Source organism: Williamsia sp. Y844, from assembly GCF_056786475.1.
In genome coordinates this window covers 1063257-1088396 of sequence record NZ_JBXCJB010000001.1, presented here as the reverse complement: position 1 = coordinate 1088396, position 25140 = coordinate 1063257, and the positions used below count along the sequence as shown (strand labels likewise).

25 protein-coding genes are annotated in these 25140 nt (G+C 64.8%); 21 read left to right on the top strand and 4 right to left on the bottom strand.

The features are described from left to right. Positions 1-36: 36 nt before the first annotated feature. Positions 37-1635 carry an AMP-binding protein gene (locus AC1TQG_RS04795; RefSeq protein ID WP_482135783.1) on the top strand — a complete coding sequence of 533 codons (1599 nt, stop codon included), beginning with the start codon at positions 37-39 and terminating at the stop codon, positions 1633-1635. Positions 1636-1723: 88 nt separating this feature from the next. Here the strand turns inward: AC1TQG_RS04795 and AC1TQG_RS04790 are convergent, their stop codons facing one another. Both AC1TQG_RS04790 and AC1TQG_RS04785 read right to left on the bottom strand, forming a co-directional pair. Continuing rightward, on the bottom strand, positions 1724-3172 hold the full coding sequence (locus tag AC1TQG_RS04790) for an MFS transporter (RefSeq protein ID WP_482135782.1): 1449 nt from the start codon (positions 3170-3172) through the stop codon (positions 1724-1726). 80 nt (positions 3173-3252) lie between these two features. Continuing rightward, positions 3253-4023, bottom strand: a complete 771-nt coding sequence (locus AC1TQG_RS04785) for a tyrosine-protein phosphatase (RefSeq protein WP_482135781.1) — start codon at positions 4021-4023, stop codon at positions 3253-3255. A gap of 53 nt (positions 4024-4076) precedes the next feature. Here AC1TQG_RS04785 and AC1TQG_RS04780 point away from each other — a divergent pair, with 53 nt between their 5' ends. The 4 genes from AC1TQG_RS04780 to AC1TQG_RS04765 all read left to right on the top strand — a co-directional run bounded on the left by AC1TQG_RS04780 (position 4077) and on the right by AC1TQG_RS04765 (position 7417). Continuing rightward, entirely contained in the window at positions 4077-4823 is a 747-nt protein-coding gene (locus tag AC1TQG_RS04780; protein WP_482135780.1) for a phosphoglyceromutase, read from the top strand. A gap of 92 nt (positions 4824-4915) precedes the next feature. Next, a complete protein-coding gene (locus AC1TQG_RS04775) occupies positions 4916-5251 on the top strand; it encodes a GNAT family N-acetyltransferase (RefSeq protein ID WP_482135779.1) in 336 nt (111 codons plus the stop codon). Positions 5252-5414: 163 nt separating this feature from the next. Then, complete coding sequence (locus tag AC1TQG_RS04770) at positions 5415-6731, top strand: sensor histidine kinase (protein WP_482135778.1); 1317 nt, start codon at positions 5415-5417, stop codon at positions 6729-6731. Continuing rightward, positions 6728-7417: a winged helix-turn-helix domain-containing protein gene (locus tag AC1TQG_RS04765; protein WP_482135777.1), complete on the top strand. Its 690-nt coding sequence runs from the start codon at positions 6728-6730 to the stop codon at positions 7415-7417. Before AC1TQG_RS04770 ends, AC1TQG_RS04765 begins: the two co-directional genes overlap by 4 nt. Positions 7418-7468: 51 nt before the next feature. On the opposite strand, the gene AC1TQG_RS04760 is transcribed toward AC1TQG_RS04765, so the two are convergent. After that, positions 7469-8344: a DUF3109 family protein gene (locus AC1TQG_RS04760; RefSeq protein WP_482135776.1), complete on the bottom strand. Its 876-nt coding sequence runs from the start codon at positions 8342-8344 to the stop codon at positions 7469-7471. Positions 8345-8357: 13 nt separating this feature from the next. Here AC1TQG_RS04760 and AC1TQG_RS04755 point away from each other — a divergent pair, with 13 nt between their 5' ends. The 9 genes from AC1TQG_RS04755 to AC1TQG_RS04715 all read left to right on the top strand — a co-directional run bounded on the left by AC1TQG_RS04755 (position 8358) and on the right by AC1TQG_RS04715 (position 16980). After that, positions 8358-9314 (top strand): Ppx/GppA family phosphatase, encoded by a 957-nt coding sequence (locus AC1TQG_RS04755; RefSeq protein WP_482135775.1) that lies wholly within the window; start codon positions 8358-8360, stop codon positions 9312-9314. A 17-nt stretch (positions 9315-9331) separates the two neighbouring features. Further along, positions 9332-10888, top strand: a complete 1557-nt coding sequence (locus AC1TQG_RS04750; RefSeq protein WP_482135774.1) for a GtrA domain-containing protein — start codon at positions 9332-9334, stop codon at positions 10886-10888. A gap of 114 nt (positions 10889-11002) precedes the next feature. Next, the gene (locus AC1TQG_RS04745) at positions 11003-11872 is read left to right on the top strand and encodes a sugar phosphate isomerase/epimerase family protein (RefSeq protein WP_482137263.1); all 870 of its coding nucleotides are present in this window, start codon (positions 11003-11005) and stop codon (positions 11870-11872) included. A gap of 25 nt (positions 11873-11897) precedes the next feature. After that, positions 11898-12740, top strand: a complete 843-nt coding sequence (locus tag AC1TQG_RS04740; protein ID WP_482137262.1) for a thioesterase family protein — start codon at positions 11898-11900, stop codon at positions 12738-12740. Positions 12741-12797: 57 nt separating this feature from the next. Further along, positions 12798-13634 carry a pyrroline-5-carboxylate reductase gene (gene proC / locus AC1TQG_RS04735; RefSeq protein WP_482135773.1) on the top strand — a complete coding sequence of 279 codons (837 nt, stop codon included), beginning with the start codon at positions 12798-12800 and terminating at the stop codon, positions 13632-13634. Between the two features lie 247 nt (positions 13635-13881). After that, positions 13882-14100, top strand: a complete 219-nt coding sequence (locus AC1TQG_RS04730) for a helix-turn-helix domain-containing protein (protein WP_482135772.1) — start codon at positions 13882-13884, stop codon at positions 14098-14100. A 259-nt stretch (positions 14101-14359) separates the two neighbouring features. Further along, entirely contained in the window at positions 14360-14461 is a 102-nt protein-coding gene (locus tag AC1TQG_RS04725; RefSeq protein WP_003402602.1) for a 30S ribosomal protein bS22, read from the top strand. Positions 14462-14628: 167 nt separating this feature from the next. Beyond that, positions 14629-15690, top strand: a complete 1062-nt coding sequence (locus AC1TQG_RS04720) for an NAD-dependent epimerase/dehydratase family protein (protein ID WP_482135771.1) — start codon at positions 14629-14631, stop codon at positions 15688-15690. A 138-nt stretch (positions 15691-15828) separates the two neighbouring features. Further along, a complete protein-coding gene (locus AC1TQG_RS04715; protein ID WP_482135770.1) occupies positions 15829-16980 on the top strand; it encodes a lysophospholipid acyltransferase family protein in 1152 nt (383 codons plus the stop codon). An 87-nt stretch (positions 16981-17067) separates the two neighbouring features. Here AC1TQG_RS04715 and AC1TQG_RS04710 read toward each other — a convergent pair whose 3' ends face one another. Continuing rightward, the gene (locus AC1TQG_RS04710; RefSeq protein ID WP_482135769.1) at positions 17068-18234 is read right to left on the bottom strand and encodes an HAD family hydrolase; all 1167 of its coding nucleotides are present in this window, start codon (positions 18232-18234) and stop codon (positions 17068-17070) included. Positions 18235-18298: 64 nt separating this feature from the next. Between AC1TQG_RS04710 and AC1TQG_RS04705 the strand changes: the two genes are divergently transcribed. The 7 genes from AC1TQG_RS04705 (at position 18299) to AC1TQG_RS04675 (ending at position 25140) form a co-directional block, all read left to right on the top strand. Beyond that, positions 18299-18556 (top strand): glutaredoxin family protein, encoded by a 258-nt coding sequence (locus AC1TQG_RS04705; RefSeq protein ID WP_482135768.1) that lies wholly within the window; start codon positions 18299-18301, stop codon positions 18554-18556. A 153-nt stretch (positions 18557-18709) separates the two neighbouring features. Further along, a complete protein-coding gene (locus AC1TQG_RS04700; RefSeq protein WP_482135767.1) occupies positions 18710-19462 on the top strand; it encodes a redox-sensing transcriptional repressor Rex in 753 nt (250 codons plus the stop codon). Beyond that, a complete protein-coding gene (locus AC1TQG_RS04695; RefSeq protein WP_482135766.1) occupies positions 19459-20805 on the top strand; it encodes a glutamyl-tRNA reductase in 1347 nt (448 codons plus the stop codon). Before AC1TQG_RS04700 ends, AC1TQG_RS04695 begins: the two co-directional genes overlap by 4 nt. Positions 20806-20809: 4 nt before the next feature. Then, positions 20810-21748, top strand: a complete 939-nt coding sequence (gene hemC, locus AC1TQG_RS04690; protein WP_482135765.1) for a hydroxymethylbilane synthase — start codon at positions 20810-20812, stop codon at positions 21746-21748. 45 nt (positions 21749-21793) lie between these two features. Beyond that, positions 21794-23485 carry a bifunctional uroporphyrinogen-III C-methyltransferase/uroporphyrinogen-III synthase gene (locus AC1TQG_RS04685; protein WP_482135764.1) on the top strand — a complete coding sequence of 564 codons (1692 nt, stop codon included), beginning with the start codon at positions 21794-21796 and terminating at the stop codon, positions 23483-23485. A 10-nt stretch (positions 23486-23495) separates the two neighbouring features. Next, positions 23496-24512 (top strand): porphobilinogen synthase, encoded by a 1017-nt coding sequence (gene hemB, locus AC1TQG_RS04680; RefSeq protein WP_482135763.1) that lies wholly within the window; start codon positions 23496-23498, stop codon positions 24510-24512. A 178-nt stretch (positions 24513-24690) separates the two neighbouring features. Continuing rightward, positions 24691-25140: a hypothetical protein gene (locus AC1TQG_RS04675; protein ID WP_482135762.1), complete on the top strand. Its 450-nt coding sequence runs from the start codon at positions 24691-24693 to the stop codon at positions 25138-25140.

Below are 25140 nucleotides of genomic sequence, written 5' to 3'. Positions count from 1 at the left end.
TGCGCCGGGTAACACACTGCGGAGGTCTCACAGATCATGAGTTTCAAAAGCCCTTATCCCCCTGTCGAGATCTCGGATACGTCGGTCTACGACACGCTGTTCGGGTCGATCAGCGAAGAGGACCTCGATCGGGTTGCTGCGATCGATGCCGGTGCCACCGAGGGCATCACCTACCGCGAATTGATCGCCCGAATCGACGGATTCGCCGGAGCGCTGGCGGCCCGCGGCATCGGTGTCGGTGACGTGGTGGCCCTGCACTCGGCCAACACCTCGGCGTTTGCCTTTGTCTTCCACGGGATCCTGCGTTCCGGTGCCACCGCGACCACCGTCAACGCCCTGTTCACCGCCTCAGACATCGTCAAGCAGCTCAAGGACTCGGGCGCGAAGATGCTGATCACCATCACGCAGCTCGAAGAGCAGGCCAAGGCCGCCGCTGCAGAGGTCGGCCTGCCCGAGAGCGCTGTGATCGTTCTCAACGGTCCCGGTGAGAAAGACAGCCAGAACCCCAACGCGATCGACCTACTGGGGGCGGGACTGCCTGCACCTGATGTCGATTTTGATCCGGCCACGCACCTTGCGGTGCTGCCGTACAGTTCCGGCACGACCGGCAACCCCAAGGGCGTGATGCTCACGCATCGCAACCTTGTCGCCAACGTCCAGCAGATCCAGCCGTTGCTCAAGATGAAGGCCAGCGACGCGGTCTTGGCGGTGCTGCCGTTCTTCCACATCTACGGAATGACGGTGTTGCTCAACGCCGCTCTGCTCAATCGCGCGAAACTCGTTGTGATGGCGCGCTTCGATCTCGAACAGTTCCTGGCGTCGATCCAGAACTACAAGTGCAGCTACGTGTTCATCGCACCGCCGGTGGCCGTTGCGCTGGCCAAGCATCCGATGGTCGACGAATACGACCTCTCGTCGATCAACACCATCATGTCCGGTGCCGCGCCGCTGGACGAGCATCTCGGCAAGGCAGTCGCCAAACGTCTTGGCACACAGGTGATCCAGGGTTACGGCATGAGTGAGCTCAGTCCGGTCAGCCACGTCATCCCGGCCGGCGAAATCGAGGGTCCGCAGGCGCCGCTCAACTCGTGTGGCTGGCCCGTCCCCAACACGGTCAACAAGATCGTCGACCCGGTGACCGGCGAGGACATCGGTATTCCCGCCGAGGGCGTCAGCGAACCCGGTGAACTGTGGGTTGCCGGTCCCAACGTGATGGTCGGTTATCTGAACAACGACGCCGCGACCGCCGAGACCATCGACGCCGACGGGTTCCTGCACACCGGCGACATGGCCGTCGTCGACTCCAACGGATTCGTCTACATCGTCGACCGGCTCAAAGAACTGATCAAGTACAAGGGCTACCAGGTGCCGCCCGCCGAACTCGAAGCTCTGCTGCTGACCCACCCCGACGTCGTCGATGTCGCGGTCATCGGTGTGATCGAGCCCGACAGCGGCGAGGAGATCCCCAAGGCGTTTGTCGTCAAGCGCGAGGGCAGCGATCTCACCGGCGACCGGGTCATCGAGTTCGTGGGATCCCAGGTGGCTCCGCACAAGAAGGTGCGTGCCGTCGAGTTCATCGAGTCGATCCCGAAGAGCGCGGCAGGCAAGATCCTGCGCAAGGATCTACGCAAGTAGACCTTCACGAAACGCTCCACCAATACGAAGACGCTCCGCATATTTGCGGAGCGTCTTCGTGTATCCGGAGCGTTTGCGATGGGGGTGGCTAGACCCTTTCCTTTGCCACAACCGATTCGACCGCGTTGTGACGCGTGAACGTGTACGGGATGCAGAGCGCGAGCAGGGCCGCGAGCAATGCCGCGGCACTGCCGACGATGAAGACCAGTCGGAATGCGGACTCGGCAGGCACCGGGAATCCGATTCCGATGTCGACAGTCGACGTCGTGAGCATGGTCGCCAGCAACGCCGACGCGATCGCGGTTCCGATCGAGCGCATCAAAGAGTTCAGGCTGTTGGCCGCCGCCATCTGGTGCAGGGGTGCGGCCGACATGATCAACGCGGGCATCGCCGAGTATCCGATTCCGACGCCGGTGCTGACCACCAGGTTGCACAACAGGATCTGCCAGGGTTCGAACATCAGGAAGACCGACATCACATAGCCGAGCGTGATGAACAGGGCGCCGATGAGCAGGGTGAACTTGGGGCCGATGTTGATGTTCAACCGGGCTGACACCGGCGACAGGAACATCATCATCAGACCACCCGGCGCGAGGATCAGACCGGTGGCGATCAGGGACTGGCCCATGCCGTAGTCGGTCAGTCCCGGAATGTGCGGGATCTGCAGCAACTGCGGCGCTGCCAGGCCGATCGCCATCAGGGAGAAACCGAAGAGCACCGACGCGGCGTTGGTGACCGCGATGACGGGCTGAGCGGAGACGCGGAGGTCGACCAGTGGTGATTTCGTCCGCAGTTCGAACCAGCCCCACACCGCCAGCACCACCACGCCCGCGGCGGTCAGACCCAGCGTCAGTCCGCTGGTCCAGCCCCACGTCGAGCCCTTCGATACGGCGAGCAACAGGCTGACCATGGCGATGGTGAGTCCCAGGGCGCCGATGACGTCGAACGTTCCGGGGGAGCGGGTCTCGGACTCGCCGACGAACACGAAGACGAGGAGGAACGTGATGATCGCAAGCGCTCCGGAGGTCCAGAACAGGACGTGCCAGTCATAGGTCTGGGTGATCCAGGCAGCCACCGGCATCCCGATAGCGCCACCGACGCCGAGGGTGGCCGACATCGTTGCGATGGCACCGGGAATCCGCGCGGGCGCCAGTTTTTCGCGGAGCAAGCTGATGCCACAGGGGATGATTCCCATGGCCAGTCCCTGCAATCCGCGGCCGATGATCATCGGGAGCACCATGCTGGTCGCCGCACAAACTGCCGAACCGGCAACCATCGCGCCGATGCAGAAGAGGATCACGCGCCGCTTGCCGAACATGTCGGCCAGGCGACCGGCGATCGGCATCGCAACCGCGGCGGTCAGCAGAGTGGACGTGATGACCCAGGAGGCGTTATCGGGACTCGTGTCGAGGTATCCGGGGAGTCGGCCGACAATCGGCACGACCAGGGTCTGCATGAACGACGCGAGCAAGCCGCCGAAGCACAACACCGCGATGAGGACCCGCGGTTCAACCGGCTTGCTCTCTCTACTGTTCATTACTTGCATCATGCATGCATATGGGGGCTACAAACAAGTCCGACATCCGGTCTTGACACCCGGTTTGACGTGCGATGACCTCAGACCAGCAGGCGGTTCTGAAGCGCCTCGACCTCGGCGTCGGTCACCTGACATGCCGCCAGATAGTCGGTGAGCGATCCGAAGTCGTCGGTCATCGCCCCATATGCGGTGTCCAGGAACTCTTCGCGAACACCGAGCAGATCGGCGGAGATCTCGAAAGGCTCGCCGTCCTTGGCGTCGGCGCCGTACACCCGCATCAGGTGCGCACGGAGGGCCTCGACATCGTTGTTGCTGGCCAGGTAGTCGGTGAAGATCTCGTCGCGGCGCACGCCCAAGGCGTCGAGGACGACGGCGGTGACCCAGCCGGTGCGATCTTTACCGGCCGCGCAATGGGTCAGTAGTCGCCGATCGGGATCGCCGAGCACCTTGATGGCCGACCCGACGGCGCTCATCGCACCCGGCAGTGCCGGCATCATCCGGTAGACATCGAGCATGTACTGGCCGCGGGCGGCCGCGTATTCGGCCGACGTCATCTCGTGCGGCGCCTTGCCGTCGCCCCGGCTCAGCCCGAAGGGCAGCGCGTGCACCTGGACACCGCCGGGTACCCGGTCGAATCCGCTGCGCTCGGCTTCGGGCAGGTCGCGAAGATCGAACACATCCGTCACCCCCAGCTCGGAGAGCTTTTGGACACCGCTGTCCTCCAAGCCGCTGAGCTCGGAACTACGGAACAGGAAACCCGCAGCGACGCAACGCCCTTCGTAGGTTTTGAGATCGGACACATTGCGGAAGTTCCAGGCGCCGGGGAGCATGGCGTCAGTGTAAATGGTCACTGCCCCACAGTGCTGACTGTCGAAGTGTCGAGGCTGTGGAAAACTAGTGACTCATGAGCAACGGAACCCTGATCCTGATGCGGCACGGCCAGAGCACGTGGAACGCCTCCAACCAGTTCACCGGCTGGGTCGACGTCCCGCTCACCGAGGAAGGCGAGGCCGAGGCCGGCCGCGCCGGTGAGCTGCTGGTCGAGCACGACCTGCTTCCGGACGTGCTGTACACCTCGCTGCTGCGGCGTGCGATCTCCACCGCGCAGATCGCCCTCGACACCGCCGACCGGCACTGGATCCCGGTCGTCCGGGACTGGCGGCTCAACGAGCGGCACTACGGCGCGCTGCAGGGCCTCAACAAGGCAGAGACCAAAGAGAAGTTCGGCGACGACCAGTTCATGCTCTGGCGTCGGAGCTATGACGTGCCGCCACCGCCCATCGAAAAGGGCAGCGAGTACAGCCAGGATGGCGATGTGCGGTACGCGGACCTTCCGGAGGTCCCGTTGACCGAATGCCTCAAAGACGTTGTGGTGCGGCTCATCCCGTACTTCGAGGAGACCATCGCCGCCGACCTGAAGGCCGGTAAGACGGTGCTCGTGGCCGCGCACGGCAACTCGCTGCGCGCCCTGGTCAAGTACCTCGACGGCATCTCCGACGCGGACATCGCCGGGCTCAACATCCCGACCGGCAATCCGCTGCGGTACGACCTCGACGAGAATCTCAAACCACTCAATCCCGGTGGCGACTACCTCGACCCCGAGGCGGCCAAGGCCGGTGCCGCCGCCGTCGCCGCACAGGGCAACAAATAACGAACTCCTTTTGCCGATGACCGCAGGGGATAATTCCCCTGCGGTTATCGCAACCGTGACTCAGAGTTCCAAGTGAGGTCTACTCTGGGTCCATGGTGGGCAAAAACACATCAGAGGTCGGGGAAGATACGCGCACGTCCAACATCAGCGTGTTGCATTCGGTCCCTCAGGAACGTTATGAGATCTACGTCGACGACATGTACGTCGGCTACCTGGACTATGTCAACGAAACCGAACAGGTGGTGTTGACCCATACCGTCGTCCACAACCAATACAGCGGCCAGGGTTACGCTGCGCACCTGGTCAAGTATGTTCTCGACGATATTGCGAAGACCGGGAAAGACGTGGTTCCGCTGTGTTCCTACGTCGGATATTTCATCGAACTGCACCCCGAATACGCGGCAATGGCCACTGAGGTCACGCGCTGAGCGGTCCCGACCTGTCATGGCCGGGGGTTTTGGGATGTGCAAAAGTCGCGACGGCGAAGTTCGCGTGAACAACGCCCCAACAGTCGCGTGCGGACTTGTTATCCACAGTAGATGGCGAGCATTCTTCAAGGGTGTTGTGTCGCGCTGCCCGTAAGATTTGCCTGTGACCGTAATTGTTGTCGCAGGAGTGGCCATCCTGGCACTTCTCATCAGTGGGACGGCCGGATGGTTCTTCGGCCGTCGTCGACCAAGGGTGCGTGACCTGCCTCCGGCAGAAGCTGCGCAGACCCGGTCGTCACCGGAGTCGATGACTCCACCGTCGAAGCCCGAACGTCACCCCATGACCCGCGCGACCCTGCTCGACCTCATCGTCGAGGGCGGTGAGACGGGGCTGGCAGTGGTCGACGTGGTGCGCGACGTCGTCTTCTTCAACGAGCGCGCGGTCTACCTCGGGATGGTCCGGGACCATCTGCTCGACGACGACGTCTGGGAACACGCCCAGGTCACCCTGGAGACCGGCGCAGTCGAGCAGTTCAGCTTCGTCCCACCGCAGAGTGCAGGCGGCTTCGTCTCGACCGGGCGCAGCCCCGGCCGCAAGGTCCATGCGGTGTCCTGCCGTAGCGGGCTGGTCACCGACGGCCACGAACGCTACGCGGTGATCTACGGACAGGACGACACCGAGAACGCCCGCGTCGAGGAGACCCGCCGCGACTTCGTGGCCAATGTGTCCCATGAGCTCAAGACGCCCGTCGCCGCGATCGGTTTGCTGGCAGAGGCCCTGATGGAATCGTCCGACGACCCGTACTCCGTCGAGCATTTCGCAGAGCGCGTCCACATCGAGTCGCAGCGTCTGGGCAACATGGTCTCCGAACTGATCGCGCTGTCGCGTCTGCAGGGTGCCGAACGCCTGCCCGACCTCGACGATCTCGAGGTTGATCCGCTGATCGACGACGTCCTCGACCGGGCGCAGATCAACGCCGAGGCCGCCGGGATCAGACTGACCGCCGACGACGATTCCGGGCTGCACGTTCACGGCGACCACACGTTGCTGCGGACCGCCCTGAACAACCTCGTCGCCAACGCCATCGCCTACTCACCCAGCGGGACCGCGGTGTCGGTCAGTCGCCGGGTGGTGACCATCGGGGAACAGCAGATGGTGGCGATCGCGGTGACGGACCGCGGCATCGGTATCGAACCCGAGTATCAGAAGCGGGTCTTCGAACGCTTCTTCCGGGTGGACAAGGCCCGGTCCCGCAAGACCGGTGGCACCGGTCTCGGGCTCGCGATCGTCAAACACGTCGCCTCCAATCACGGCGGCGCCATCAACCTGTGGAGCAAGCCCGGTACCGGCTCCACGTTCACCCTCACCATTCCGTATGTCGCCGACTCGTCCCTGTCGGCGGGATGGCAGACATCCGCGGTCACCAAGCCCGAACCGGCCGCCCCCGTGGTCTTCGAAGAGAAAGAATTGAGCCTTTGACACATGTGCTGATCGTCGAGGACGAGATGTCCTTGGCGGACCCGCTTGCATTTCTGCTCCGAAAGGAGGGGTTCGAAGCCACGATCGTCACCGACGGGGCCAGTGCGCTACCCGAGTTCGAACGGGTGGGACCGGACATCGTCCTGCTCGACGTGATGCTTCCCGGCGCTTCGGGCACCGAGGTGTGCAAAGCGATTCGCGCGCGGTCGTCGGTGCCGGTGATCATGGTGACCGCCCGCGACAGCGAGATCGACAAGGTGGTCGGGCTCGAACTCGGCGCCGATGACTACGTGACCAAGCCGTATTCGGCGCGGGAACTGATCGCCCGGATCCGGGCCGTGCTGCGTCGCGGCGGCGTCGAGGGCGACACCGCCGACCTCGACGGCGGGCTGATCGAGGCCGGACCTGTCTCGATGGACGTCGAACGGCACACGGTGTCGGCAAGCGGGAATCCGATCACTTTGCCGCTCAAGGAGTTCGACCTACTCGAATACCTGCTCCGCAACTCCGGACGGGTCTTGACCAGGGGCCAGCTGATCGATCGGGTCTGGGGCGCCGACTATGTCGGTGACACCAAGACCCTCGATGTCCACGTCAAGCGGTTGCGGTCCAAGATCGAATCGGACCCGGGTAACCCGAAACACCTCGTGACCGTCCGCGGACTGGGCTACAAGTTCGAGCCCTGATCGCCCCGCGGTGTGCGGCTCTGTCGCCAGAGCCGCACACATCCCGATCGCTCAGGAGTGTTCTTCGGGATGCTGGGCGTACTTGATGTCGCCTTCTTGACGCTTGGTGGCGGCCGCGGTGGCCGGATGTATGGCGATGAGCCCCAGCGCGCTGCGCCGGGAACAGATCTTGGCCAGTTCCTCGTAGGCAGGCTCACCGATCAACGCGATCAGCTCCGGCCGGTACGACTGCCAGACCTGCTTTTCGCCGATGTGCGCATCGGGTGACCCCGAGCAGTACCACTGGAGATCGGCGCCGCCTGATCCCCAGCCACGCCGGTCGAATTCGGTGATCGTGGTCTTGAGTACTTCTTCGCCGTCGGGACGCTCGACCCACTGTTGTTCGCGCCGGACCGGTAGCTGCCAGCACACCTCCGGCTTCACCTCGAGCGGTTCGATGCCCTTGCGCAGTGCCATCGAGTGCAGTGCGCAACCCTGGCCGCCGGCAAAACCGGGACGGTTGAGGAAGATGCAGGCACCCTTGTACTTACGGGTCTTGAGGGCAGGCTCACCATCGAGATCGTCCTCCTCGAGGTAGCCGCGCTTGCCCAAAGGGTTGTTGCCCGAACCCTTTTCGTAGAACTGCCAGTCGTCGGGGGTCAGCATCGCCATGCCCTTGGCCAGGATCTCGCGGTCGTCGTCGTCGGAGAGATAGGCGCCATGACTGCAGCACCCGTCGTCCTCGCGGCCCTCGATGATGCCCTGGCATGCCGGGGTGCCGAAGACGCAGGTCCAGTGCGACAACAGCCACGTCAGGTCTGCATTGATGAGGTGTTCTGGATTCGAGGGGTCGACAAACTCGTACCACTCGCGTGGGAAGTCGAGAGGAACTTCGGGTTTCGGCGCGATTTTGGAGGCTGCGTGCACAATCGCCAACGGTAGACGCATTAGGTTGTAGAGCGTGCGTTTAGGAGTGCTAGATGTCGGGAGCAACACAGTCCACCTCTTGGTGGTCGATGCGCATCGGGGCGGTCACCCGACCCCGATGAGTTCGACCAAGTCGACATTGCGACTCGCGGAGCAGATCGACGGTGATGGCAGGCTGACCCGGCGTGGCGCCGACACCCTCGTCGATGCGGTCGACGAGTTCACCAAGATCGCCTACACCTCGGGCTGCGAGCAGGTGATGGCCTTTGCCACCTCCGCGGTCCGGGACGCGACGAACTCCGACGAGGTACTCGATCGGGTCCAGGCGCAGACCGGTGTCCGCCTGACGGTGCTCTCCGGCGTCGACGAGGCCCGTTTGACGTCGCTGGCGGTCCGTCGTTGGCACGGTTGGGGTGCCGGACGGATCCTGGCCGTCGACATCGGTGGTGGCTCTCTGGAGCTCTCCAACGGCGTGGACGAGGAGCCGGACGTCGCGCTGTCGTTGCCGCTGGGCGCCGGACGGCTCACCCGCGAGTGGTTGTCGGAGGATCCGCCGGGTCGTCGCCGGGTTGCTGTGCTGCGGGATTGGCTCGATTCCGAACTGGCGGTGGCGTCCAAACAACTCATCGCGGCCGGACGGCCGGACATGGCCGTCGGCACCTCCAAGACCTTCCGTTCGCTGGCGCGACTCACCGGAGCGGCGCCTTCCAGCGCTGGACCTCGCGTCAAGAGGACACTTACAAGTGATGGTCTACGACAGTTGATCGCGTTCATCTCCCGGATGACCGCATCGGACCGGGCCGAGCTGGAGGGAGTGAGTGTGGACCGTGCTGGACAGCTGGTGGCCGGCGCACTCGTGGCCGAGTCCACCATGCGGGCTCTGTCGGTCGATACCCTGGAGATATGCCCATGGGCCCTCCGTGAAGGTGTGATCTTGCGCAGGCTGGACCTGGAGTCCAGTGATGCCGAATTGCCGGCGGGTCAACGCTAAGGATGGTGAAGTAGCTCATGGCCAGAGGAATGGATCCCGAATCGCGTCCGATCTCGGTTGCCGAGCTCTTGGCACGTGCCAAAGAGCAGGGTGCCGACGATGTGGTCTCGGCTGTCGGGAGTTCGCCTGCCGCGACCGGGCGTCGTCGTCGTGGCGGCAAGGATTCGGTGTCGGTTGCGGAGTTGACCGGCGAAATCCCCCGGGTGACTGCCCAGCCGAAGGCTGCGCAAGCGTCACAGCCGAAGGCTGCTGAAGCGTCGCAGCCGAAGCCTGATGAGGTGTCCCGGCCGAAGGCTGATCCGCCGTCGGCGCCGCCGAAGGTGGAGCAGGCACGGCAACCGGCGACCGGCACACAGTCTTCGACGCTGCCGCCGACCCGGGACTTCAGCACCTCGGAGGTCTCGAAGCGGGCCGCGGCCGCGGCGGGGTCTGGCATCAAGCCGACACCCGGTGCGCCTGATCGGCCTGCGCCGCTTGGCGCAAAGCCGGCGACTGTCGATTCGGGGACCGGTGGCCCACTGGAGTCCGCATCCGCTGATGCTTCCGCCGTCACATCGGTGCAGGTTGCGGCCGAACAGGGTTCAGCGGCCAACCGATCGACGTCAGGCGACGCCGATGAGGAGACGACCGGCGTCATCCCGTCGATGCAGGCGTACTCGCAGGTGGACGACAGTGACGACGATCATCGCGTCCTGAGCGCCGCCGAGCGCGAACGAGAGTTCGAGCGGTACCGGAATTTCGAAGACGTCGAGACCGGTGAAGGGCCCGGCGCTGCGACGGCGGGTGGCAAGAAGAAGAAGCGGGGCCTGTTCGGATTCGGTCGCAAGGCCGAACCCGCGATCACGCCGGTTACCGATGATGATGTCGACGACCACTCGGATCGGACTGTGACACAGTTCATTCCGAAGTTGCCCGACAAGTCGGGGGAGTCCGAGGCCGCGACGCCCGCAACGGAACGTGAACCCGCACCGGCGCCCGAAGAGGTGCCGACGCAGCGGGCGCAGGCAGCGCAGGTCGCCGATGATCGCTACCTCCGGTTCGACGAAGATGCCGACACCGCTGCCGCCGAGGTCACTGCCGACGATGACGTCGACACGGCGAAGTCGGTTGAGACCGCAGATGAATCGCCGACGTCGGAGTTCGGACGGGTTCGCGGCACCGGTGCCGCGGTCGCGGCGGGTGCCGGTTCCGGTCAGGACAAGGCCGGGGTCAAGCCCGGCAAGACCTCGCTCATCAAACATGGCGCCGAGTCGTCGGATTCAGAACCTGAGTCGGCAACGCCGACATCGGGCGGCGCGGAGGAACAGTCCCCGACTGTCCAATGGATGCTGCTCATCGGTCAGGTGCTGGCCGGGCTGGCCGTCGGTGTGGCCCTGTTCTGGGGTTTCACCGAGTTGTGGCGCTGGAACGTCCTGTTCGCGCTGATCCTCTCCGTCGCGGTGATCTTCGGGTTGGTGACGCTGGTTCACGTCGTGCGTCGTAGCAACGATCTGATCAGCACGCTGCTGGCGATGGGTGTGGGATTGCTGGTGACGATCGGTCCACTTGTCCTGTTGCTGATTGCCGGGGACTGAATCCAGGTGCCGGTGAGTCCGGAACTCCCACCCGAGGACATCTCCGCCGGCCTGCCGAACGTGAGTCAGAGTCATGAATCCTCACCAGACGACATCTCGGTGGGTCTGCCCAAGGTGAGTCCGCGTCCTGAACTCCCACGCGGCGACATCTCGGTGGGCCTGTCGACCGCCTCGGTGTATCCGCAGAACACCGAAGCGGCATTCCAGTACGCCGCCGATCTTGGATACGACGGCATCGAACTGATGGTCTGGGCGGATGCGGCGAGCCAGGACATCACCCGGGTCGCGCGGCTGTCCGAGCATTACCAACTGCCGGTCCTGTCCGTACATGCGCCGTGTTTGCTGATCTCGCAGCGGGTCTGGGGTCGGGACCCGGCTGCGAAACTGGCCCGTTCGGTGGCCGCCGCCGAGGATCTCGGGGCCAAGACAGTGGTGGTGCATCCGCCGTTCCGGTGGCAGCGGAAGTATGCAAACGGATTTCGTGACCTGGTGCAGATCCTCGAGGACGACTCCGACATCGCCATCGCGGTGGAGAACATGTTCCCGATCCGCACCGACCGGTTCTTCGGCAAGTACGACGAGGCGGCCGACCGGATGTTGCGTCGTGGTGGGGGACCGGGCCGCTCGGTGTCGGCTTTTGCGACCTCGATCGATCCGACCGACGATGGTTTTGCGCACTACACGCTGGATCTGTCCCATTCGTCGACGGCGGGCGTCGACGCGATCGAAATGCTCGAACGGATGGGCACGGGCCTGCGCCACCTCCATCTGGCCGATGGCTCGGGCGCCGCGGTTGACGAACATCTGGTCCCCGGTGAAGGTTCGCAACCCTGTGTGGAAGTGTGTAGTCGACTGGCCGAGGGTGACTTCTCCGGTTCGGTCATATTGGAAGTCAGCAGCAGTGCGGTGAACACCAAAGCTGAGCGTCGCGAGATCCTTTCCCGCTCACTGGATTTCGCAAGAAGGAATCTCGAGCGGGCGTAACCACAGGAGTATTTGTAAGTTGTCTGTGCCCAACCTTGACATCGTCAACACTTTGCAGCAGGTCGTAGACCCGGGATCGGACCGGATCGAGTACACCGCGCAGATCGACCCCGTCTTCACCATCGGCCCCAAGGTCCACGGCGGCACCCTGCAGATGCTCACCGCCAACGCGGCGTTGGCCGGATTCATCGCGACGGCTACCCCCGACAAGCCCGCAGCGCCGGGACTGGCGCCGGTGGCGATCGCCACGAATTTCCTCGGCGCACCGGATCCCGCGGAGATCACTCTTGCGGTCTGGGTGCGCAAACGCGGCCGGCGGGTGTCGCTGGTCGACGTCGAGGTCCATCAAAAGGGCCGCAACCTGGTTCATTCGACGGTCACGATCGGCACACCCGACACCGATGGCCACTATTCGGCCCCGTCGACGTTGCGGGACATGCCGGTCGAACCCGGCGACGACGTGATCTACATCGAGGACAGCCCGATGGGCGACATCATGCACCTCGGTGCGGTCCTCGACATCGCCATCGACGAGAAGTCCGTTGCCTTTGCCCGCGGGCAGAAGGGTGACCCCGTCTTCCGGATGTGGGCCCGACCGAAGACCACCGCGCCCGACGGGCTCTTCGCGGTGCTGGCCGGAGATCTCAGTGCTCCGGTGGTGATGAACCTCGGCATGTTCGGCTGGGCGCCGACGATGCAGCTGACCACGTACCTTCGGCGCAACCCGGCACCGGGCTGGCTGCGGATCGAATCGTCGAGCACCGAGGTCGGGCACGGCTGGTTCGAAGAGGACCATGTGGTCATCGATTCGACCGGAAACGTCGTTGTGCAGTCCCGCCAGCTCGCCATGATCCCTGATGCCAACTGATCCTCGCCCCACAACTGGCGCACACCTACATCAATCTCAGCGTGAGAAAGTGACTTCATGACCCAGCGAATCGCAATTGTCGGCGGCGGCAACATCGGGGAGGCCCTGTTGGCCGGTCTGATCCGGACCGGCAAGCCCGTCAAAGACCTCGTCGTGGCAGAGAAGTTCGCCGCCAGGGCCAAAGAACTGACCGCTGACTACGGAGTCCGCGTCACCGACATCGCCGACGCGGTGGAAGGTGCCGCGATCGTGGTCCTGGCCATCAAGCCGGGAGATATCGACCCGGTGCTGTCGGTGATGGCCGAGATCGAGGACATGGGTGAGCAGGAACGGCTGACCGTGACCCTGGTCAGCGGGCTGCCCACCGCGAAGTACGAGAACGCGCTGCCCGCGGGCGCGCCGGTTGTCCGGGTCATGCCCAACACGCCGATGCTCGTCGGCGAGGCGATGTGCGGGGTGTCCGGTGGCCGGTACGCCACCGAGGAGCACGTCGCGACCGTGGTGACACTGCTCGAGACCGTCGGCAAGGTTGTCGTCGTCCCGGAAAAGCAGATGGACGCCATCACAGCGCTGTCCGGATCGGGGCCCGCGTACATGTTCCTCATGGCCGAGGCGATGGCCGATGCCGGTGTCAGTCTGGGGTTGACCCGGGCGATGGCGACCGAGCTCGCCGCCCAGACCATCCGTGGCGCCGGTGTGCTGCTCACGGACTCCGGTGTCTCACCGGTGGATCTGCGGGCCGCGGTGACCTCCCCGGCCGGGACGACGGCGGCTGCGGTGCGCGAGTTCGAGCGGTACGGGCTCCGGCATGCGGTCTCCGAGGCTGTGCTCGCCAGTGCGGCCAAGAGCGAGGCAATCGGCAAAGCGGTGCTCTCGGCGATCGAAGCCGACTGAGGCAGCGCTCGGGTAAAGCCCGAACGCCGATGGCGGCCATACCCGAAGCAATCGCTTCCGGGTGCGGCCGCCATCGGCGTTTTGCCGGAAAATGTCCACAATTGGGCCGTCAATTAGAAACAATTGCCCACTCACGTCGCATTGACCCCACCCGCCACGCTAAGCTTCGTGAAGCACGTGCGTGTCTGGAGTCCGCAGGAGGGGAAGCCTGCGGCCGCGACGCGTGCACCGGAGGTATGAAATTTTCATGGCATCTGCAAACAAGTCAGGTGACAACGCCGCCGGTGGTGGAACCCAGTTCCTCACCGTCGCCGAGGTCGCAACATTGATGCGGGTCTCCAAGATGACGGTGTACCGCCTGGTGCACAACGGCGAGTTGCCTGCAGTTCGTGTAGGTCGCTCGTTCCGCGTGCACGCAAAGGCTGTTCACGACTATCTCGAGACGTCGTACTTCGACGCCGGTTAGCCCCGGTTGCAGTAATCGCCCCTTACGGGCCGTGGAGCAACATCTACGGTCCGTAAAGTGCTGACCTGCCAACATGTCGGCATCGACCCCTGGTCGGCGGATCTTCGATCCGTAGTGGATTTCGCCACTGGTCGCTCTGGCGGTAAGGTTTGCAGGCGACCCGTTCGCCGGTGTTCTGGCGCGCGTAGTAAGTGAGCCAGCCTGTGTGGACGGCCAAAACCTGTAGGACCATCAGGTCAGATCGTGAGGAAGTTCCCAGATGGGTTCAGTGATCAAGAAGCGCCGCAAGCGCATGTCGAAGAAGAAGCACCGCAAGTTGCTGCGTCGCACGCGAGTGCAGCGTAGGAAACTTGGTAAGTGAGTTTTCTCGTTCTATAGACAGAACCCGCCGCATTGTCGGCGGGTTTTGTCGTTTCCGGGGTCCGCCGGGTCGTGACCGTGACGCTCTGAACTCGGTCGTTTTGATTATCGAGATGTTAACCCGCTACACACTGGCAAAACCCGAAACAACTTCCGTACGCTGGGCGCATGGCCGAGGGCGAGGATGAGGTGGAGTCAGCACCTTCAGTGGTGCTGGTGACGGGTGCGTCGACCTTTCTCGGCGGCTATCTCACCACCCGCCTGGCCCAGAATCCGGCGATCGACCGGGTGATCGCGGTCGATTCGCTGGTCCCGTCGAAGGACATGCTGCGGCGATTCGGCCGGGCCGAGTTCATCCGAACCGATATTCGTCGGACCAGCATCGCCAAGATCATCGACCAGGCCGGTGTCGACACGATCGTGCACGCCTCGACATCCGTGATGGACACCGTCGGCCATTCGGCGGCGATCAAAGAGTTCAACGTCATCGGCACGATGCAGTTGTGCGCGGCCGCTCAGCGCAGTCCGACCGTCAAGCGATTCATCGTCCGGTCTGCCGGCATCATCTACGGGTCGAGTTCCGCGGACCCGGCGCACTTCTCTGAAGAGACCGCGGCCCGCGTCGAGCCCACCAAGGGGTACGCCCGCGACCTCATCGACGTCGAGGGATACGCCCGCGGGCTCGGGCGCCGCCGTCCGGACATGACCGTCACCATCCTGAGGCTGTCCGCGATGCTCGGTCCGAAGATCTCGACCCGGATGAGCAAGTACTTCTCGTCGGCGGTGATCCCGGTCGTGATCGGTCATGAGCCGCGTCTGCAGTTCCTGCACGAGGAGGACGCGCTGTCAGCTCTTGAGCACGCCACGCTGGCCGGGCGTCCCGGGATCTTCAACATCGCTGCCGATGGGGTGATGACCCTGACCCAGGCGGTGCGCCGTGCAGGCCGGATCGGGTTGCCGGTCCCGTCGACGATGCTCGGAACGGTGGCCGGTGTATACCGGGGGATGCGGGTGACGTCGATGCAGCTCGACCAGGTCGATTACGTGACTTTCGGCCGGGTGCTCGACACCACGCGGATGCGGACCGAGCTCGGATTCGCGCCGACGTATACGAGCATCGAGACGTTTGACGATTTTCTGTCGCGTAAACCGTTGGAGCCGGTGATCTCGCCGGACGCCTGGTATCGGGTGGAGGGATGGGCGCGTAAGGCCGCGCTGCAATTGACATGAGCTAGCGGGTGGTTTGTTATCGGAGAACTACGTTGTCGGGTGGCGTTGCACCCGCCGGGGCAGGGACAATGAAGATGTTGTGGCGTGAATGCGACATCCAGGGGTGGCAAGCGTTTCGCTTGAGGAAGGTGCGTGCTGGTGCCGGGTCGGGACCGAACGACTGATGCGCGGACGGCAAAGGTGATCCAGCTCTATTCGAGCTCACCGGGGCCGAACGGCCGCGCGCGTCGGCGACATCCTTCACAGGCGACCACCAGTGGGGGTAAAGCCGAACCGCCGCAACAGAATTCGGCCGGCAAGACGCGCCCCACAAACGGTCATCCCAACACCGACGACTTTCATCAGGCACCGGTCACGCCGATCAGCGCCGACATCGGGGCGAAGTTGGCGGCAGGGGAGTTCGCCGAACCCGAGCCGTCGTCGCTGCTCAGTCTCGACGGTGTGCGCGGGGCGGTTGCCGACTCGATCACCGGCGCCGCCGGCTACGTCCGGCAGCGGGTCACCGGTGACTACGAGGTCGACGACTTCGGGTTCGATCCGCACTTCACCGAATCGGTGTGGCTGCCTGCGCTGCGGGTGCTGTTCGACAAGTGGTTCCGCGTCGAGGTCAGCGGCATCGAGAACCTCCCGCTCGACGGTGGGGGACTGCTGGTCGCCAACCATGCCGGAACCATTCCCATCGACGCGCTGATGACCTCGGTCGCGGTGCACGATCATCATCCGGCCAAGAGGCACCTGCGGGTGCTCGCGGCCGACCTCGTGTTCGACACCCCGTTCATCAGCGAGATCGCCCGGCGCACCGGATCGACCCTGGCCTGCACCGCGGATGCGCAGCGGTTGCTGCGTGGCGGTGAACTGACCGCGGTCTGGCCCGAGGGATTCAAGGGCATCGGCAAGCTCTACAAAGATCGCTACAAGCTGCAGCGCTTCGGTCGCGGCGGGTTCGTCACCACCGCGCTGCGGGCCGGTGTCCCGATCATCCCGGTGTCGATTGTCGGCTCCGAAGAGATCTATCCGATGCTGGGCGACCTCAAGCCGATCGCCCGGCTGCTGGGTCTGCCGTACCTCCCGGTCACCCCGACGTTCCCACTGCTCGGTCCGTTGGGGCTGGTGCCGTTGCCGTCGAAGTGGAAGATCCATTTCGGGACGCCGATCGAGACCGGTCACTACGACGAGCAGGCCGCCGACGATCCGATGGTCGTGTTCGATCTTACCGACCATGTTCGGGAAGAGATCCAGCAGACCCTCTTCAAAATGCTCAGCCGTCGCGGCAGCGTCTACTTCGGCTGAGCTCGCCAAGCCCGATAATGTGCCCTTTTGGCGTATCCCACCTGGGGTTTTGTTCGCCAAAAGGCCACATCATCGGGAGGTGCCGGGTCAGCGGCGGAGGTGTTTGACGGCGGCTGCGGCGCCACCACCTGCGGCACCGAGGAATACCGCGGTCGGAAGGCCGATCTTCGCGGCCTTCCGGGCCGTGCGATAGTCCCTGATCTCCCAGCCGCGGACCCGGGCGACGTCCCGAAGGTCGGCGTCGGGGTTGATGGCCACCGCGGTGCCGACGAGCGAGAGCATCGGCACGTCGTTGTGTGAATCCGAATACGCGGTGCAGCGCTTGAGGTTGAGTCCTTCGCGGATCGCCAGGGTTCGCACGGCGTGGGCCTTGCCGAGCCCGTGCAGGATGTCGCCGACCAGCCGGCCGGTGAACACACCGTCAACGCTTTCGGCGACGGTGCCCAGTGCTCCGGTGAGCCCGAGCCGGTCGGCGATCGTCTGCGCCAGCTCGACCGGGGTCGCCGTGACCAGCCAGACCTGCTGGCCTGCGTCGATGTGCATCTGTGCAAGGGACGCGGTCCCCGGCCAGATCTTGTCGGCGATGAACTCGTCGAAGATCTCCTCGCCGAGGCGTACCAGCTCTGCGGTCTGACGCCCGGCGATGAACGAGAGGGCCTTTTCCCGGCCCTGGGCGACGTCCTCGGAGTTCTCGCGACCGGTGATGCGGAACTTCGCCTGGGCCCAGACGAACTCCATGATGTCGCGGTAGCTGAAGTAGTCGCGGGCGGCGAGCCCACGTGCGAAGTGGATCATCGAGGCGCCCTGCACCAGGGTGTTGTCGACGTCGAAGAACGCGGCGGCGGTCAGGTCCGGCGGCACATCGGTCGGTACACCCGGTTCGTCGACCTCGATGGTGGCGACGGTGCCCTCGTCCGGGACGTGCAGTGAACGTTCCCGGAGCTTCGAATACGCGGCTTGCGCGCTGGCCTCACCGGCCAGTGACTGGCGCAGCTCGGCAGCGGACTGACGAAAGCGTCCGACCCGGCTCGTCAGCGGTGACAGTGGACGCGACGGGGTTGCCGGTTTCCCGGGGACGTCGTCGTCATCATCGTCGACCGCATCATCGTCGTCGCGGGCGTCGTCGTGGGTCCTGCCGTGGGTGTGTCCGGGCTCTGATCCTGCCGTGGCCGTCTCGTCGACGTTGTCTTCGATGCGGGGGTCGGTCTCAGAATCATCGCCGCCGGTGTGCCCGTCGCCTGGAGTTTGTGTCACTCCTACCGCCTCCCCTGATCGGTCCGCTTCAAGCGTAGTCGGTGCACAGTGCAAGACTGGCCGTGTGACGATCACGCTGCTCTCCCGGGCGGGTTGTGCCGCCTGCGCCCGTGCGGTTGCCGATTTGCAACCGATCCTCGACGAGTTCGGGGTCGAGTTCGAAGAAATCGATGTCGATGCGGCCGCCGAAACCGATCCCTCTCTGCGCGCCGAATACGGCGATCGACTGCCGGTCGTCCTGCTCGACGGTCGTGAGCATAGCTACTGGGATGTTGATATCCCCAGGTTGGAAGCAGATTTACGACTGAGTGCTGGACACTAGTCCAGACTTGTGGCCAGCATTACAGCGGTCGAGTTTGTGAATCGATTCACAAGCGGTACCGTGGACCGTCGAGTGGTTACGTCCGTGTAACCGAAGTGTTCGGGGGTTCGTGATACCCCGGACGATGCAGCTCAGATGAGGAAGACGGTCGGAATGGCGAAAAGTCCCACGTTGGGGCAGCCGGACATCCCGGGTGCCTCGGTGGCCCGGCTTGCCACGTACCTGCACGTATTGCGTTCGATCAGCGAGACCGGCGCCCTGGTCGTCTCGTCGAACCAGCTCGCCACCGCGGCAGGCGTGAACCCCGCGATCCTCCGTAAGGACCTGTCGCATGTGGGCTCCGGCGGCGTGCGCGGTGTGGGTTACGACGTCAGCCGCCTGATCGCGCGTATCGCGCTGACCCTCGGTGTCGAACACAACCACAACGTCGTACTCGCCGGCGCCGGACACCTCGGCAGGGCCCTGGTCAGCCGGGCCGGATTCGACCGCAGGGGCATCAAGATCGTCGCTCTGGTCGATGCCGATCCCGACCTCGTCGGAACCATCGTCGCGGGCAATGACAGCGAGATGCTGGTCGGCGACCTGGGCGAGGTCGCTGCGATCTGTGTCGAACACGGCGTGGAGATCGCGGTGCTCGCCACCGCGGACGACGACGCGCAGGTCACCTGTGACGCCTTCGTGGCGGCCGGGGTGCAACAGATCCTGAACTTCACCGCCGTCACCCTGCAGGTTCCCGAGCACGTATTCGTGCGACCGGTCGACCTTGCGCTCGAGCTACAGGTGATGGCCTTCAATGCGGCACGCAGACATAGTGCGGAAAACGAAGCGGAGCAACCTAATTCGTTGCCGCGCGACCGGTCGGAGACTCCCCGGGCGCGATCGAACAAGAGGTCGGTGGGCGTGTGAGTATCTTTCTGTTCGGCGTATCGCATCGCAGTGCTCCGGTGTCGATCCTGGAACAACTGGCGGTCACCGAATACGACCGGCCGAAGCTCATCGACGAACTCCTCGAGAGCTCGCAGATCAGCGAGGCCATGATCGTCTCGACCTGCAACCGGGTCGAGATCTACGCCGTTGTCGATGCCTTCCACCCGGCTCTCGAGGCCGTGGGTGAGGTGTTGGGCCGGCATTCGGGCATGTCGGTGAACGAGATGACCCGGTACGCCTACGTCCGCTACTCCGAGGCGGTTGTCGAGCATCTGTTCTCGGTGGCGGCAGGCCTCGACTCGATGGTGGTCGGCGAACAGCAGATCCTCGGTCAGATCCGATCGTCCTACGCCAGTGCCGACGCGAACCGATCCGCGGGCCGGGTGCTCCACGAGTTCGCCCAGCAGGCGCTGCGGGTGGGCAAGCGGGTCCACAGCGAGACCGGACTCGACCGGGCAGGCGCCTCCGTGGTGTCGGTGTCCCTGGATCGGGCCCGTGCGGTTCTGGGCCGTGACATCACCTCGGCCGTGGTGCTGGGCGCCGGTGCGATGGGCGGACTGGCCGCCGCGCACCTGGCCCGCGGTGGGGTTTCCGATCTCGCGCTGGTCAACCGGACTCACGAGAAGGCTCAGCATCTGGCAGGCAATGTGGCCAAGAATCACGGCATCAATGCGCGGGCGGTCCCGATGGACGAACTGACCGACGCGCTGGCCGATGCCGACGTCCTGGTGACCTGTACGGGCACGATCGGCGCCGTGGTGGGAGTCGGCCAGGTGCACTCCGCGCTGGCCCGGCGGACCGCCAAGGGCCCGCTGGTGATCTGTGATCTTGGTCTCCCTCGCAATGTCGATCCGGCGGCCGCGCGGCTACCGAACGTGCAGATCATCGACATCGAGGGCCTGCGCGGCGACGAGGCCACCAAGGCTGCCGACGCCGACGAATCAGCGGCCCGCGAGATCGTCCTGGCGGAACTCGCCGACTACATGACCCACCAGCGTCAGGCCGACGTGACGCCCACCGTGACCGCGCTGCGGCAGCGTGCGGCCGACGTTGTCGAAGGTGAGATCCTGCGGCTGGAAAGCCGGTTGCCGGGCCTCGACGACCCCCAGCGTGACGAGGTCGCAAAGACTGTCCGCCGGGTTGTCGACAAACTCCTGCACGCACCGACAGTGCGTGTCAAACAACTTGCGAGTACTCCGCAGGGTGATCAATACGCCGAGGCGCTGCGTGAGCTGTTCGAGCTCAAACCTGGTGCAGCAGAATCGGTTTCAACTCCCGAAGTCGGTCTCACGGAGACCGATGCACCCCGAAAGGGTCACTGAGAAATTGAGTTCTTCGTCACGCCGCAATCCGATCCGGATCGGCACCCGGGGTTCCTTGCTGGCCACCACTCAGGCGGGCACGGTTCGTGATGCCCTGATCGCTGCCGGGCATCCGGCCGAGTTGGTCATCATCAAAACCGCAGGCGACCTGTCGGCCGCGCCGGTACAGGAAATCGGGGTCGGGGTGTTCACCACCGCGATCCGCCAATCGTTGACCGCGGGTGAAGTCGACGTCGCGATCCACTCCTACAAAGATCTCCCGACCGCGCACGAGCCGGGCCTGGTCATCGCGGCGACCCCGACACGTGAAGATCCCCGAGATGCGCTGGTCGCAGCGGGTGGCAAGGTGCTCGGAGAGTTGCTGCCCGGTGCCACCGTCGGCACCTCGGCCCCGCGACGGGCCGCGCAGCTTAGGGCATTGGGTCTCGGTTTGGAAATCCGCCCCCTTCGAGGCAATCTAGATTCTCGGTTGGGCAAAGTCGCCAGCGGTGAACTCGACGCGGTGGTGGTGGCCAGGGCCGGACTGGTACGTATCGGACGGGCTGATGAGGTCACCGAAGCGTTGGATCCGGTCCAGGTGCTACCGGCGCCTGCACAGGGAGCTTTGGCCGTGGAGTGCCGTGAAGACGATGCCCAACTGGTGAGCATTCTCGCCGAGTTGGATGATCCGTCCACCCGTGCGGCGATTGACGCCGAGCGTGCGGTACTCGCGGCCCTCGAGGCCGGGTGCACCGCGCCGGTCGGTGCGATGGCCGAAGTGGTCGAGTCGATCGACGAAAGCGGGCGCATCTTCACCGAACTGTCGCTCCGCGCGACGGTGGTGGCCGAGGACGGATCCGATTCCGTCCGGGCCTCGGTGGTGGGCCCGGTCTCGAGAGCGACCGAACTAGGCCGAGAACTTGCCGCAGAACTGCTGGAACTGGGAGCGAAAACGCTCCTCTAGGACCGGCGGGCCGAGCTACAGCCCCGAACGGGGCAGGAGAGCAACATGAGCCGAACCAAAAAGGTCATCACGCCTGGACGAATCCTCTTCGTCGGGGCAGGACCCGGCGATCCCGGGTTGCTGACCGTCCGTGCCCGCACTGCGATCGAGAACGCCGTCACGGTGTTCATCGACCCCGACGTGCCGTCCGCGGTCGTCGCGCAGATCGGTGCCGGATCCGGTGAGCCGACTTCGTCGAAGACGGGATCGTCGCGTTCGGGTGCCACGAAACCGAGCAAGCAAGACATTAGCGCCGCGGCCGAGGGTGTAGATCAGCAGGGTGTGCAACAGCCTGATGTCGACCCGGCTGACGACGACAACAACCAGGTCAGCAACGTGCGGCCGGCCCTTGGTGACCCCAATGAGGTCGCCAAGACGTTGGTCGCCACCGCGCGGGAGGGCCACGATGTGGTCCGCCTGGTCGCCGGTGACCCGCTGACCACCGATTCGGTCCTGGCCGAGGTCAATGCCGTGGCCCGCACGCAGGTGCAGTTCGAGGTCATCCCGGGATTGCCCGCCACGGCCGCTGTACCGAGCTACGCGGGTATGCCGCTGGGTTCGGCTCATGCTGTGGCCGATGTCCGCGGAGAGGTCGACTGGGCGGCTCTGGCCGCCGCTCCCGGACCGCTCGTGTTGCACGCGACGTCGGGTCATCTCGCCGAGACCGCCAGTGCGCTGACCGAGAACGGTCTGGCCCCCCAGACGCCTGCCGCGATCACCGTCAACGGCACCACCTGCCAGCAGCGCACCATCGAGGCCACGCTGGCGACCCTGAACGAGAGCGGCAGCGCCCTGACCGGGCCGCTGATCGTCACCATCGGCAAGGTCGTCGCCGCGCGCGCCAAGCTGAACTGGTGGGAGTCGCGGTCGCTGTACGGCTGGACCGTGCTCGTGCCGCGCACCAAGGATCAGGCAGGCGACATGTCGGATCGGCTCGTGACACACGGCGCCATCCCGATGGAGGTCCCGACGATCGCGGTCGAACCACCCCGGAGCCCGGCTCAGATGGAGCGTGCGGTCAAGGGTCTGGTCGACGGCCGCTACCAGTGGGTGGTCTTCACTTCGACCAACGCGGTTCGCGCGGTCTGGGACAAGTTCGCCGAATTCGGTTTGGATGCAAGAGCTTTCAGTGGCGTGAAGATCGCCTGCGTGGGCGAGGCCACCGCCGAGAAGGTGCGTAGCTTCGGTATCAACCCGGAACTGCTGCCCACCGGCGAGCAGTCGTCGCTGGGGTTGCTCGAGGACTTCCCGCCGTACGACGACGTCTTCGATCCGGTGAACCGGATCCTGTTGCCGCGCGCCGACATCGCCACCGAAACCCTGTCCGAGGGCCTGCGTGGCCGCGGGTGGGAGATCGACGATGTGACCGCGTACCGCACCGTTCGGGCAGCGCCGCCGCCGGCCGAGACCCGCGAGATGATCAAGACCGGTGGTTTCGACGCGGTCTGCTTCACCTCGTCTTCTACGGTCCGCAACCTCGTCGGTATCGCCGGGAAGCCGCATGCGCGCACGATCGTCGCCTGCATCGGTCCGAAGACCGCCGAAACCGCGACCGAGTTCGGGCTGCGCGTGGACGTGCGGCCGGAGAACGCATCGGTGCCGGAGCTCGTCGACGCGCTCGCCGAGCATGCTGCCCGCCTGCGGGCCGAGGGTGCACTGCCCCCTCCGCGTAAGAAGGCTCGTCGCTCGCGCTCGTAGGCTTGATTTCATGACCGCACATTTCGATCGACCTGTCCCTACCGATCGACCTGCCCCTACCGATCGACCCCGTCGGCTACGCAATACTCCGGCCATGCGCCGGCTTGTTGCCGAGACATCGCTCGAGGCACGCCATCTGGTGTTGCCGATGTTCGTGGCCGACGGGCTCGATGAACCCCGTCCGATCAGTTCGATGCCCGGGGTTGCCCAGCACACCGTCGAGTCGCTGCGGCGGGCCGCCGAGGCGGCTGTCACGGCGGGTGTTGGCGGTCTGATGTTGTTCGGTGTCCCGACGCCGGAGGACAAGGACGCTGTCGGTACCGCAGGCACCGACCCCAACGGCATCCTCAACGTCGCGCTACGGCAGCTGCGGAGCGATCTCGGTGATTCGACCGTGATCATGGCCGACACCTGTCTCGACGAGTTCACCGATCACGGCCATTGCGGCGTCGTGCGTCCGGACGGCGCGGTCGACAACGACGCCACGCTCGCGCGCTACACGGAGATGGCCGTCGTGCAGGCGCGGTCCGGAGCACACATGGTCGGTCCCAGCGGAATGATGGACGGCCAGGTGGCCGCGATCCGCACCGCACTCGATGACGCCGGTTTCATCGACACCGGGATCCTGGCGTACACCGCGAAGTACTCGTCGGCGTTCTACGGCCCGTTCCGCGAGGCGGTCGGCTCGTCGCTGGAGGGTGACCGCAAGTCGTACCAGCAGAATCCGGCCAACCTGCGAGAAGCCACCCGCGAACTGCACCTGGATCTGTCGGAAGGTGCCGACATCGTGATGGTGAAGCCGGCGATGCTGTACCTCGACGTGCTCCGCCGGATCGCCGACGAATCCGATGTTCCGGTGGCCGCCTACCAGATCTCCGGTGAATACTCGATGATCACGGCTGCCGCCGAGCGGGGATGGATTGATCGGGATGCGGCCATCGCCGAGTCCCTTCTCGCCATCCGGAGAGCCGGAGCTGACATCGTCCTCACTTATTGGGCACATGAGGTTGCATCTGCGCTACATTGACAATCGCAAGCAACAAGTGATTGTTCATCGGGGTGGGGCCTGATGGCGTGACCGGGGTTCTGGGGGATCAGCTGTGTCGGACCAACCGAGTCGTCTTGAAGTGGCTTTTGCCAGATCCATCGAACGCAGGCGAGAGACCGCCGGCCCTTTGTGCAGCCGAGATGACCTGTACCACTTCGTGAGTCAGCTTCGGGGTGAGGGCATCCCGGTCGAGGCATCTGCCGCCGTCCTCGACTTCGATCCCATGGATTTTCGGCAGTGGCTGGACAAGGACACCGTGGTTCAGTACCCCTCGGGCCACACCCTCAACGCCTCGGGGCAGGTGCTCCCACTGGTCGGCGGCTCGCGTCCGGCGCCGAAACGGAATCGTCAGGAAGCTGCGCCGAGCGATCAACTGCGGCGGGCTTTTGACGGTCCGGTCCGAAAACGGGCAGCCGAACTCTTTCCCGAACCGCCTCTCGACGAAGCGGGTTGGTTTCCGCTGGTGCGGTTGCTGGCAGGCGAGGGGGTGCCGGTGGACGTCAGTACCGCGATCCTCGGTGTGGACCTCGATGCCTATCGGTTCTGGATGGCCGACGGGCGACGCCAGATCACCAGCATCGTCGGTGACTCGGGAAGGCCTGCCTGA

What these genes read in the sequence shown, in the direction of transcription:
- AC1TQG_RS04795 (WP_482135783.1), top strand. Translation starts at nt 37, where the DNA reads ATGAGTTTCAAAAGCCCTTATCCCCCTGTCGAGATCTCGGATACGTCG.
- AC1TQG_RS04790 (WP_482135782.1), bottom strand. Translation starts at nt 3,172, where the DNA reads ATGAACAGTAGAGAGAGCAAGCCGGTTGAACCGCGGGTCCTCATCGCG.
- AC1TQG_RS04780 (WP_482135780.1), top strand. Translation starts at nt 4,077, where the DNA reads ATGAGCAACGGAACCCTGATCCTGATGCGGCACGGCCAGAGCACGTGG.
- AC1TQG_RS04775 (WP_482135779.1), top strand. Translation starts at nt 4,916, where the DNA reads ATGGTGGGCAAAAACACATCAGAGGTCGGGGAAGATACGCGCACGTCC.
- AC1TQG_RS04760 (WP_482135776.1), bottom strand. Translation starts at nt 8,344, where the DNA reads ATGCGTCTACCGTTGGCGATTGTGCACGCAGCCTCCAAAATCGCGCCG.
- AC1TQG_RS04750 (WP_482135774.1), top strand. Translation starts at nt 9,332, where the DNA reads ATGGCCAGAGGAATGGATCCCGAATCGCGTCCGATCTCGGTTGCCGAG.
- proC (WP_482135773.1), top strand. Translation starts at nt 12,798, where the DNA reads ATGACCCAGCGAATCGCAATTGTCGGCGGCGGCAACATCGGGGAGGCC.
- AC1TQG_RS04730 (WP_482135772.1), top strand. Translation starts at nt 13,882, where the DNA reads ATGGCATCTGCAAACAAGTCAGGTGACAACGCCGCCGGTGGTGGAACC.
- AC1TQG_RS04725 (WP_003402602.1), top strand. Translation starts at nt 14,360, where the DNA reads ATGGGTTCAGTGATCAAGAAGCGCCGCAAGCGCATGTCGAAGAAGAAG.
- AC1TQG_RS04720 (WP_482135771.1), top strand. Translation starts at nt 14,629, where the DNA reads ATGGCCGAGGGCGAGGATGAGGTGGAGTCAGCACCTTCAGTGGTGCTG.
- AC1TQG_RS04700 (WP_482135767.1), top strand. Translation starts at nt 18,710, where the DNA reads ATGGCGAAAAGTCCCACGTTGGGGCAGCCGGACATCCCGGGTGCCTCG.
- AC1TQG_RS04685 (WP_482135764.1), top strand. Translation starts at nt 21,794, where the DNA reads ATGAGCCGAACCAAAAAGGTCATCACGCCTGGACGAATCCTCTTCGTC.
- hemB (WP_482135763.1), top strand. Translation starts at nt 23,496, where the DNA reads ATGACCGCACATTTCGATCGACCTGTCCCTACCGATCGACCTGCCCCT.